The following is a 10877-nucleotide window of genomic DNA, read 5'->3' as shown; positions in this document are numbered from 1 at the left end:
CCGGGCATCGAGGAATTCGTGACCCGCATCGGCGAACTCGACGTGCGCGGCAATGCCGCCCCCATCGTGCGCGAGGGAGAACCCGACCAGGGCTGCGTGATCATTTTCCAGGACATTTCCGAGCTGATGAAGGTGGATCGCCTGAAGACGGAGATTCTCTCCATCGTCTCACACTCGCTGCGCACGCCGCTGACCAGCATCAAGAGCTTTACCGAGATCCTGCAGGCCAAGGCCGGCAAGCTCGAACCCACCAAGGAGCGCGAGTATCTCGACATCATCGATCTCTCGACCGACCGGCTTACGCGCATCATCAACAACATTCTCGATCTCTCGAAGATCGCCGGTGGCAAGATGGACTACAGCTTCCGCCGAACCTCGCTGGCCGACCTGCTCGATGAATCGGTGATGGTCGCCAGCGGCGCGGCCGAGGGCAAAGGGGTCGATCTCTCGGCGGACTGGTATGGCGCGCAGGCGCGGATGGATATCGATCGCTCGAAGATCATCCAGGTGCTCGACAACATCCTGGGCAATGCCATCAAATTCACCCCGGCCGGCGGCAAGATTGAAGTCTTCCTCAAGGAGCGCAGCGGCGCCGAGCTGCTCGCCGAGTTCGGGCGCGGCGACCCGCTTGAGCCGGCACGGCGCTACGCCCTCGTAGAGGTGCGCGACTCGGGCGTGGGAATATCGGCCAAGAACATCGACCGGATCTTCGACCGCTTCTTCCAGGACGACTACGTGCGCCAGTCCAACGAGGGCGGCACGGGGCTGGGGCTCGCGATCTCGAAGGAATACGTCCTCGCCCACGGCGGCGACATCTGGGCCGAGAGCCAGCCCGGCAAGGGGAGTCGCTTCCTCATCGCCCTGCCGCTGGCCGAGGGGGCCGAAGAATCGGATGAAGACGATGCGGCGGCTTGAGGCAAAATCGGCCTCTTGAGCGTCATTTGCTTGTCACCCCCACGACCCTGTGATACGAGACTGGACACATGACCAAAGTTCTCATCATCGAGGATGACGCGAATATCCGTCAGGCCCTCCAGATCCTTCTGGAGGAGGAGAGCTATCGCGTTGTCGCGGCAGGAACGCTCGCTGAGGGGCGCAAGAAGACCGAGGCCGAGCAGCCCGATCTGGTGCTGCTGGATCTGATGCTGCCCGATGGGGACGGTCTGGACTACTGCCGCGAGTATCACCAGCGCTCCAACGTCCCGATCATCATCGTCTCGGCCAAGGGCGAAGAGGTCGACAAAGTGGTCGGTCTGGAGATCGGGGCCGACGACTACCTGACAAAACCGTTCAGCAAACGCGAGCTGCTTGCGCGCATCAAAACCGTGCTTCGCCGCGCTGCGGCATCGAAGGACCAGCCCAATCTCGAGCGTGAAAAAACAATCACGGTTCGGGGGATGCGCCTCAATCCCAAGAAATACGAGATCACTTTCAAGGGCGAGACCCAGCGTCTCCAGCCCAAGGAATTCGACCTCCTGTATCTGCTCGCATCCAACCCCAACAAGGTGATGAACCGCAAATTGCTGCTCAAGACCATCTGGGGCTACGGGCCCGATGTTGAGACCCGGACAATCGACGTCCACATCAAGAATCTGCGGGTGAAGTTGCGGCCCTTTTTCGGCAAGGAAGACGTGATCATCACGGTCCCCACCGAAGGTTACAAGTTCATCAAGTAGTGCGCTCGATCACAGCCTTTCCTGCAGCCAAATTACACACTGTTTTTAACGACTTAGGCCCGCTGGCGGGTTTGACTTGCCCGAGCGGGCGCCGATATAGTTGGCCGTGGTTGTTGGAACCACCGGAGTGTACATCCTATGGCGGCATTGCCCCCGTATGCCCGAGCTGAAGCCGTGCTTCGGCACAGAACGCATTGGATTTTGCTGGTAAGCGTGATGATTCTCGCGGCGCTGGCAACCCGCGCTTTTGCTCAGGGCAACCTGAAAACGGTTGAAGAAGAGATCGAGGAACTTCGTGGCAAGCTCGTGGAACTCAATTCCGAGCTTGATTCTCTCGAGCAGGACCTGCTCGTCCCGCGAACCTCGGCCATCAAGATTTTCCTGACCAGCACGGCGGGCAAGCAGTTCCAGTTGCAGTCGGTCAAGGTGCTTGTGGACGACCGGATGGTGGGAACCCACGTCTACCGGGCTGAGGAGAATATGGCCCTGCAGAACGGCGGTGCCCAGAGCCTCTTCGAAGGGCATGTCTCGGCGGGCGACCACACGATCATTGCGCAGTTCACCGGAGTGGACCTGATCCAGAACCGGATCAACAAGGCGATCCGGTTCAAGGTCAAAGGCAAGGAGCGGACGCTGAGCTTCGTCGAGCTGCGAGTGGGTTACTCGACGGACAAGAAGCGTCCTGATTTTACGTACGAAATTCACGAATAAGCCCGCCCAGGCCCCGGCCTGGTGCTTTCGCCGCGAAAGCCCACGCCCAGGTCGCCAGCGCGCTTCGTCACCAATAACGGCATGATGGACCTGTCCCGAAATTCGCGAGTTCAACACAGGTCGCTGGCACTTCTGCTGGCGGGCGTGGTTGGGCTCGGCTTCTTTTTCCGGGACATTCCCAATCTCTCCTCCGCGGCCGGTACCGGTCATCCCTACTATTCGAGCGCTCGCAAACTCGGTCTGGTCTTCGAGCTGGCCAACTATGACTCTGAAATGGACGATCCGGTCTGGGCGCGACCCTCGCTGCCCACGGTGCTTGCCCACGCGAAGGGCCAGCCGCTTGAACCCAATGTTAAGCTGCGCCTCGCACAGCTCTATCAACGTCTGGGACTGGCGCAGGCATCTCTGGGGCAGTACGAGGAACTCATCAATGAAGCCAAGAAAGGGCCGGCCGTCGCGGCGGGTCTGGCGGGGCTCCAATCGCTGCTGTACGAAGTGGGCGAGTACGGCCGCGCGGTCTCGACGCTCGATCTCGTTGAGAAATTCGAAGACCCGGTCGATCTCGATGGCGCCCGCTACCTGGCAGGAATCTCGTTCCTGAAGCTTGGCGCTCCCAAGGAGGCCGTTGCGGCCCTGAGCAAGGTGCCCGAGAGCAGCAGCAAAGGGCCTTTCGCCCGCTACTCGCTGGGGCTGGCCTACTCGCAACTCGGTGAGGCGCAAAACGCCGAAAAAGCATTCATCAGTGCGATCCAGATGGGGCGCAAGCTCGTCTCGCCGGTGCGCCTCAAGCTGCAGAACCGCCAGACGGGCGAGACCGAGGTGCGCATCATCCCAGCGGCCCTCTATCCCGATGAGCGGGTTACGCTCGAAGCGCTCGTTGCGAAGTCGCAGCTCGCGCTGGGATATCTCTACGTTCAGAACAAGGCCCACGGGCGGGCGGTGGATGTTTTCTCGGAGATTCCCGAAGAAAACCCCTATTACCCCGACGCGCTCTACGCGAAGGCCTGGGCCGAGATCTATCAGAACCAGCTCGTCCAGGCGATCGTAACACTCAACAAACTCATCAAAGGCGTGCCCGCCGGGCGCCTGAGTCAGGAAGCGCTGCTGCTCATCGGATCGGCCTATGTGAACCTCGGGGTCTACGACAAGGCAATCAGTGCCTATCAGACAGCAGTGGAGTTCTACGAGGACGAGCGCAAGTTTGCTCACTACGTCATCGAAGAAGGATTCCTGCGCAATCACTTTCAGGAAATCCGGCTCTACTTCGATCCGGCCAGCTCGATCTCGCGGATCGATCCCACCGAGGGGATGAACGACGACGAGAAGCAGGTCTTTGTTCGCGTCGTGACCAACCCGGAAGTGCGCGAGTGGTTCGAACTGCACACCGAAGTGGGCGAGCACCTGCGACAACTTCGCGCGGCGGGCTCGGACCTGAGCCACCAGACGAACATGATCGACCAGAAGCTCGGCACGTTGGGTGACTTCGAGAGCCGCCTCGATGAGTCCTTTGCAAAGCGAATCGACCGTCTGCAGCAGCAGTACGAGCTGCTCGACGCGCGCATCAACAACCGAAGCAAGGATGCCGATATCTGGGCGCTGGCCACCAAAAAGGAAACCGAGCGCCTGCAGGAGTACAACCGCAAGCTCTCCCAGCTTCGCAAAATGAGCCGCGAGCTCAAGGCATGGATGTCGGCCAATGAGTCGACGATGTCGGGAGCGGAACTGCGCGCGACCGAAGAGATTACCCACCGCATTGCCCGCGATACCAAGCATCTTGAAATCCTGCGCGGCGAGATGGCCTGGGCCATTCTCAGCAATACGGAAATGACCGCCGGAGGCCTGCGTCGCCGGGGGCAGGGCGGCGCGTCGGCCGTGCTCACGGCGCTCTATAACAAGGAACTCAGCAAGCTCAAGGGCGAGATCAACCGCGCCCAGGAGAAGCTGCGCGCCATTCAGGACAATACCGTGGCGACCCGTTCGCGCATGCGCGATCTCAAGCGCCGCAGCCAGGAAGTCACCGGCAAGCAAGCTCAGCTTCTCAGCCAGAGCGAGCGCTACTATCTGGGCCTGACTGAAAAAGTCATCGATGAAGTGGCAGCAGTCTACAAGCGCTACGACGGACGTCTGGAGCGCTTCGTTGCAGAGGCGGAATTCGGCGTCATCGGCGCGCTTGACCGTCAGTCGGGTCAATAGAGGAGCGCATGGGACGACTCTGCGTCAGTACAAAAGAGAGAGCCGCCTCGCAGGGAACGCCCCGCCCGGGCGCGCCCCGCGTGCTGGTCTGCGCGTTGCTCGCACTGGTGATGAGCCTCTCTTCGTGCGCCGAGTCCTCGGGCCCGCGTCTTGTGCAACGTCACAAGCGCCGCGTCGAGGCCCAGCGGGGCGGCGGTCCCCAGAATCGCGAGAGTGAAGAACCCGGCGAGCGCGGCATCGGCCTTGATCGTAGCGATGAAGAGACCGAAGCCGCGCTTCAGTCCTTTGGCGAGGCTGAAGTCCTCGAAGGCGCCGAAGGCATGGAAGACCTTGAATCCCTCGTCGAAGGCGGCTCGATGGACCCGGTGGCCGTCATCGCAGCCGAGCGTCGGGCCCGCGCCGAGGCCAAGCGGCAGGAAGAGCTGGCCGAGGTTGCAAGGCTGCAGGCCGAGATCGAAAAACGCCGCAACGAGGAAGCGGAAGCTCAACTGCGCGCCGAACAGGCAAAGGCCCGTCAGGCCGACGAGCAGAGCGAGCGCAGCCAGAAGGCCGCTCGCGAGCGTGAGCAGACCGAGGTGGCGCTCTCCGAGCTCGGGGGGGAGGGCGAGGGCGAGAATCTCGATGCGCTCAAGAAACGCATCGATGCGCGCCTGGCCTTCCTCGGGCGCTACCGCAACAAGGACTCCGCGGTCAGCAAGAGCGCGACCATTCCCACGACAATTCATACCCTTGCGGATCTGTATGTGCGCTACGCGAACGAGCGCTTCCTGCAGGACATGACGAACTTCGATCGCAACGAAGCACGTTGCGAGGCGGGCAAGGCCGGCTGCAACCCGGACATGGAACTCCCGCTCAAGGACTTCAGCGACGCGATCAAGCTCTACGAAGAACTGCTTGAGGATTACCCCGATCGCCGCGACAACGACAAGGTCCTCTACCAGCTCTCATTTGCCTATCAGGAAATGGGACTCGAAGATCGTTCGGAGGAAGTGCTCGTCAGCTTCCTCAACAAGAACAAGGGCGATCCGCGTTCCCAGGCTGCCTGGTTCCGGCTGGGTATGTCGTATGTGAACCGCACCGCGGGTCTCGACATTTTCTCGGCCATGGACTGGCTGGAAAAAGCGCAAGACGCGTTCAAGAACGCCATCGCGATCAAGAACGACGATCCGTACTATCAGTATCAGGCGCTCTTCCAGCTCGGCTGGTCGAGTTTCCGCATGGCACGCTACGAAGACACGATCGCGTGGATGGATCAGTTGGTCCGAACGGTCATCGACAACGAGAAAGCGGCCGGTCGCTACCAGCGTTTTGCCGATATCTATGAGCAGTCGACCGGTCTTGCCCGAGAGGCGATTCGCTTCCAGGCCATCGCCTGGTCGGAAATGGGCGATGGGCGAAGCGGTCCGGACAACCTGGCCGCGTTCTGGAAGAAGGCGCCGAAGTCCGACTACGAACAGTACACCTACATTTCCATGGGCGCCTTCTACGAAAAGGAAGAGCGCTATCAGGAAGCGATCGAGATCTATCAGGACATGATCGAGAAGTACCCCACTTACTCGGCCGTGCCCCGCGTGATGGAACTGATCGTCACCGTCTACGAAAAGGACAAGCGCTGGGACAAGGTCAACGGCGCGCGTGAGGACATCGTTACCCGCCTGGCCCGTGACGGCGCATGGTGGAATGCCAACACCGGAGAGAAAGACCGGGCCGACGCGGAGAAGATTCGCTCGAAGGCCGTCTTCCAGCTCGCCCAGTATCACCTGGCCAAGGCCCAGGCCAAGGGCACGAAAGATCCGGCCGAGCACTACCAGCTCGCGGCGAACAACTATCGCCTGTTCCTCAAGGACTATCCCCAGGACAAGGAGGCGCCCGAAGCGCGCTTCTTCCTGGCCGAATCCTATTACTCGCTCGAAGACTGGGCCAATGCCGCGCTCGAATACGAGCAGGTTGCCTGGCAGAGCGAGCATACTGCCGAACGCAAGGAAAGCGCCGCGTACAAGGCGATCGTCGCCTGGCAGAATGCGCTCGATGAAGATCTCGAGAAGTTCAAGGCGGAGTTCGAAACCGCCCAGGCGGCAAAGGCCCAGGCCAAACCTGCCGAGGGCGCAGCCCCGGCAGTTGCTTCTGAAGAGAGCGAACCCGCAGAGTTCGACCGCACCGAGGGGCTCAAGAAGAGCGGCTTTACCAGCCCGCTCATCTCGGCCCTTGCGCGCTTTGTCGAGGCGCATCCCAAGCACCCCGAAGTGGCCGACATGCTCTTCAACGAAGGCGAGCTGCTCTTCTCCAGCAAACAATACGCCCGCGCGCGCGAGGTCTACCGCGGTGTGATCGATCGCTTCCCGAAGGACCCGCGTTCTTCGCAGGCGCAGGAATACATCGCGACGACCTATCTTGAAGGCGGCGATCAGGTCGCGGCCGAGCAGGAATTCCGCAAGGCTCTGGCCCTGCTGCCGCCCGGGCGTGCGACCGAGGCCAAGCGCAAGGATCTGCGAACGCTCATCGCGGCGGCCATCTACAAGCAGGCCGAGCAGGCGCGCAAGGACAAGAAATTCATCGAGGCGGCCAAGCTCTTCCTCACTGTTCCCAACGATCCCGAGCTTGAGGACGTGGACATCGCCCCGACCGCTTTCTACGACGGCGCCATCGCCTACAAGGATGGCGGCCAGTGGGATTCGGCCATCGCGACGTTCAATGCCCTGGCCGATGCCTATCCCGACTCCGACCTCTCGCCCAAGGGTATGGCTGTTGTCGGAACCCACTACCGCGAAGAAAAACGCCTGCCCGAGGCGGCCGAATCCTTCCTGAAGGCGTCGGCGCTCTTCGAGCGGCAGAAGGACATGGAGAAGGCCGAAGACCTCTTCTATGTGTCCGGCAAGATGTACGAAGAGCTTGAGGACTGGGAGCGCGTGCTCCAGACCTTCCGCAACTACACCCGGAAGTTCGGTGCCAAGCCCAAACGTCTTGTTGAGGCGAAGTTCATCGAGGGTTTTGCCGCTTACTCGCGTGAGCAGTACGCCGAGGCCGAGAAAACCTGGGGCGAGCTGTTTGCCATGCAGACTCGCTACGAAAAGACCGAGCCCGAGCTTCCGAAGAACTTCTCGGCGCGTGCCAAGTTCCTGCTGGCCAACCTGGCCTTCGACGAATACGCGCCCTACGAGCTGAAACTTCCGCTCAAGAGCTCGCTAAAAAGGAAGCAGACGCTGCTCTCCAAGCTGATCAAGCTCTATGGTGAGGCTGCCGCGTATCAGATCGAGGAATACACCACCGGTTCGACCTACAAGATCGGTGAGGCGCTTTTGAACTTCCGCAGTGCGCTGCTCAACTCCGAGCGTCCCAAGGAAGTGCAGGGCGACGAGCTACTGCTCGAAGAATACGGATTTGCGCTCGAAGAACAGGCCTTCCCCTTCGAAGAGAAGGCGATTCAGACCTTTGAGCAGAACGTGCTGTACTCGCGCAAGAACGAGACCTTCAACGACTGGATCGAGAAGAGCTACCAGAAGCTGGCGACGATCTCGCCGGGCCGCTACGCGAAGAACGAGCTGGGCGACCAGATCATCTGCGCGGTGCGCGATTTCCACGTTGGCAATCCCAAGCGCAAACCTCCGATTCCAAAGGCCACGCCCAAACCCGCGCCGACCGCGGCCCCGGCTGCTGCCGGAGCGACCGGAGCACCGGCCGGAGGGGCCGCGCCCACGCAGGGAGCCCAGGCTCCCGCCGGTGCCAAGCCGGCTGCGAAGCCCGCTGCGAAGCCTGCTGTAAAACCGGCAGCTAAGCCCGCCGCCAAACCTGCTGCCAAACCGGCCAAAGCCCCGGCAACTGCCGCGCCGCAGGGAGGGAAAAAGTAAATGACCCGTCTGCGCAACGTGATGCACCTGCTGATGATGGCGTGCCTGGTCGGTTCGCTGATGGTTGGTTGTGCGCCCAAGGATGAAAAGAAGGGGCTCGAAGTCGATCAGGATTTCCTGAGCGAAGCCCTCGGTGAAGACAGCCAGCGAAAGCAGGTTTCGCGTGAAGAAATTCTCGCGCGCCGCCGTGCCCGCGAAGAGGCGCGGCGCCGGGCCGAGGCGCAGGCGAGTGCCCGCAAGGCTGCAGAGGACGCCCGTCGACGCCAGGCGGAAGAAGCAGCGGGTTCCATGGCCGCCAAGTCGCGAGACCCCCAGTATCAGCTCCTCCAGACAACCTGCAAGCGCTGCGCGTTCTACCTGGATGCCGGGGATCTTGATCGCGCGCTCGAGCAGGCCACTTCGATGGTCAATGTTCGGGAAAAATCGCCCGAGGCGCACGTTCTGCTGGGCGTCGTTCAGCGCAAGCGAGGCGAGCATGACAAGGCGCTCGAATCCTTCGAGGCCGCCTACAAGCTTGAACCCGACAACGAGTGGGCCGTGGCCAACCTGGGCCGGGCTTACCGGCGTGCCGGCGACTTCAAGAAGGCCGAAGCAATCTATCAGGACCACCTTTCGCGCTACCCAACGTCGCAGGCGGTCCTCTACAACATGGGAATCTTCCAGGAACTCTACCGGGGCGACAAACAACAGGCGCTCGTCTACTTCGTGCGCTACCTGCGTGCCGGCGGTGAGCGCAAGGATGAGGTAAATCCCTGGGTGACGGTGCTGGCCCAGGATTTGGGAGTTGAGCGCCCCAGGACGCCCGGATTCGTCTCGGCCGAAGAACTCGCGGCGCAGGACAGCGGCGGCGGCGATGATCTGGAGCCCGTGCTTGGCGGAGAAGCCGAAGCCACCGCGGAAGCGCCGGCAGGCGAGGGCGCTTCGGCAGAGGCAGCACAGGCCGCGGAAACACCTGCCCCCGAGGCCGGCGCTGCTGAAGGCACCGCTACTGAAGGCGCCGTTGCCGAAGGCCCGGCGGAAGCTGGCGCTGCCGCGACCCCTGCGACCGCCGCTGCAAGCGCCCCGCCGGCAGCGGCCGTTGCGGCTGCACCGGTCGTAGAAGAGACGCGCGTGCCGGTCACGCTCTATCCCTTTGAGGTTGCCAAGGGCGCTGTGGAGCCCGCTCTGCTTCAGCAAGTCGACCAGATCTTCCGGGATATCCTGGGGCTTGGTGTCGACCTGACGGCGCCCGCCGAGATTGATACGATCGAGAAACAGAAGGGCTGGTCCGGCAAATGCGGCTCGGCCCAGTGCCAGGTGCGCGTGGCCTTTACCGCCAAGGCAAACTACCTGGTGCACGGCGAGATCGCCCAGTCACCCAAGGCTTGGTACGTCATCGTCGATATCTACAATCTCCAGACCAGGAGCAAGTCGCGGCTCAAGCTCCAGGCGGCCATTGCCGATGGAGACGAAGCGTTTTATGCCAAGCTACGCTCCATGGCGAAGGCAACCGGGCGCAAACTGACCCAATAACTCCCTTGTAAAATCAGGCAGTTAGAAACCCCTTGCGGAGCCCGGGCGGGTCGGCTATATAAACGATTGTAAAGTTCTTCGCCCAATTCGCGTCCGTAATGGGACGCCAAGGAGTTGCCTGATGGTTCGCATGTGGCAGATCGGCCTCATCGCGTCAGCACTGACCGTCGCGTTTGCGCCGTCGCATGCTTTTGCCCAGGCCAAGCCCAAAAAGCCTGCTGCCGAAGCGCAGCCCAAGGTGAAGAAGGGCAAGGACGGCACGCTCAAGTTCAATGCCCTGGAAATCGAGGGCGAGCGTGACACGCCCAACGTGATTATCATTCAGGAATGGACCCCCCCGACCAACGCCAACATCCAGGACGAAGCCACCGACGAGCTCGACCGTGTCTTTGCCGGCATCCGCTCGCTCAACCGGCAGTTCGACAAGGAACTCAAGCAGGCCGCTGACGAAGGGGCCATCTCTGAAGAGGCGACCGAGAAGCTTGAAGAGCGCCGACTTCGCGAGGCGCAGCAGCCCAAGCCCAAGAAACGCAGCAGCAAAACTTCGCTCCGCTAGGCTTTTCTAAGCCGGGCTTGTCGGCTATAAAAATCACTACATGGCACCTGAGAACGCAGCACCGAAGAAGGGGAATGAGCCCCTCGTCCCGACCGTTGTACTGACGCGCGGGGATCAGGTTCTCCGCAAGGAATTCCCGGCGGAGAAGTTTGCCATTGGCAGCCAGGAAGGTGCCGATCTCCAGTTCCAGGCTGCCGGGGTTCCCGCTTCCCACACATTTCTGACTCCCTCGCGCAAGGGTCTCTTCGTCTACATCACGGACAAGATGGACGGCCTGCTTGCGCGCGGCGATCACCGGGTGAAACTCTCCGACCTGATCGCGCTCGACCTGCTGCCTTCGAAGAACGGGATCTACGCGGTGACGCTGCAGCAGGACATGAAGCT

Annotated in this window: 8 protein-coding genes; all 8 read left to right on the top strand. The window is 61.5% G+C overall.

Annotated elements, in window-relative coordinates:
- The coding region (locus KDH09_12440) for a hypothetical protein (GenBank protein MCB0220499.1) at window positions 1-915 on the top strand (915 nt) is incomplete at its 5' end.
- 68 nt (window positions 916-983) lie between these two features.
- Window positions 984-1676 (top strand): response regulator transcription factor, encoded by a 693-nt coding sequence (locus KDH09_12435; GenBank protein MCB0220498.1) that lies wholly within the window; start codon window positions 984-986, stop codon window positions 1674-1676.
- 213 nt (window positions 1677-1889) lie between these two features.
- Window positions 1890-2387 carry a hypothetical protein gene (locus KDH09_12430; protein MCB0220497.1) on the top strand — a complete coding sequence of 166 codons (498 nt, stop codon included), beginning with the start codon at window positions 1890-1892 and terminating at the stop codon, window positions 2385-2387.
- 84 nt (window positions 2388-2471) lie between these two features.
- Window positions 2472-4580: a tetratricopeptide repeat protein gene (locus KDH09_12425; GenBank protein MCB0220496.1), complete on the top strand. Its 2109-nt coding sequence runs from the start codon at window positions 2472-2474 to the stop codon at window positions 4578-4580.
- Between the two features lie 8 nt (window positions 4581-4588).
- A complete protein-coding gene (locus KDH09_12420; GenBank protein ID MCB0220495.1) occupies window positions 4589-8425 on the top strand; it encodes a tetratricopeptide repeat protein in 3837 nt (1278 codons plus the stop codon).
- Window positions 8426-9937: a tetratricopeptide repeat protein gene (locus tag KDH09_12415; protein MCB0220494.1), complete on the top strand. Its 1512-nt coding sequence runs from the start codon at window positions 8426-8428 to the stop codon at window positions 9935-9937.
- Window positions 9938-10058: 121 nt separating this feature from the next.
- The gene (locus KDH09_12410) at window positions 10059-10493 is read left to right on the top strand and encodes a hypothetical protein (protein MCB0220493.1); all 435 of its coding nucleotides are present in this window, start codon (window positions 10059-10061) and stop codon (window positions 10491-10493) included.
- 40 nt (window positions 10494-10533) lie between these two features.
- Window positions 10534-10877, top strand: a 344-nt coding sequence (locus KDH09_12405) for a hypothetical protein (GenBank protein ID MCB0220492.1), incomplete at its 3' end; no start/stop codon positions are given.

This window comes from Chrysiogenia bacterium, from assembly GCA_020434085.1.
Classification (GTDB): Bacteria; JAGRBM01; JAGRBM01; order JAGRBM01; family JAGRBM01; genus JAGRBM01.
This window is presented reverse-complemented; position numbering and strand designations above follow the sequence as displayed.

Excerpts from the sequence above, each read along its gene's own strand:
- KDH09_12435 (MCB0220498.1), top strand. The coding sequence starts at position 984 with ATGACCAAAGTTCTCATCATCGAGGATGACGCGAATATCCGTCAGGCC.
- KDH09_12425 (MCB0220496.1), top strand. The coding sequence starts at position 2,472 with ATGGACCTGTCCCGAAATTCGCGAGTTCAACACAGGTCGCTGGCACTT.
- KDH09_12420 (MCB0220495.1), top strand. The coding sequence starts at position 4,589 with ATGGGACGACTCTGCGTCAGTACAAAAGAGAGAGCCGCCTCGCAGGGA.
- KDH09_12415 (MCB0220494.1), top strand. The coding sequence starts at position 8,426 with ATGACCCGTCTGCGCAACGTGATGCACCTGCTGATGATGGCGTGCCTG.
- KDH09_12410 (MCB0220493.1), top strand. The coding sequence starts at position 10,059 with ATGGTTCGCATGTGGCAGATCGGCCTCATCGCGTCAGCACTGACCGTC.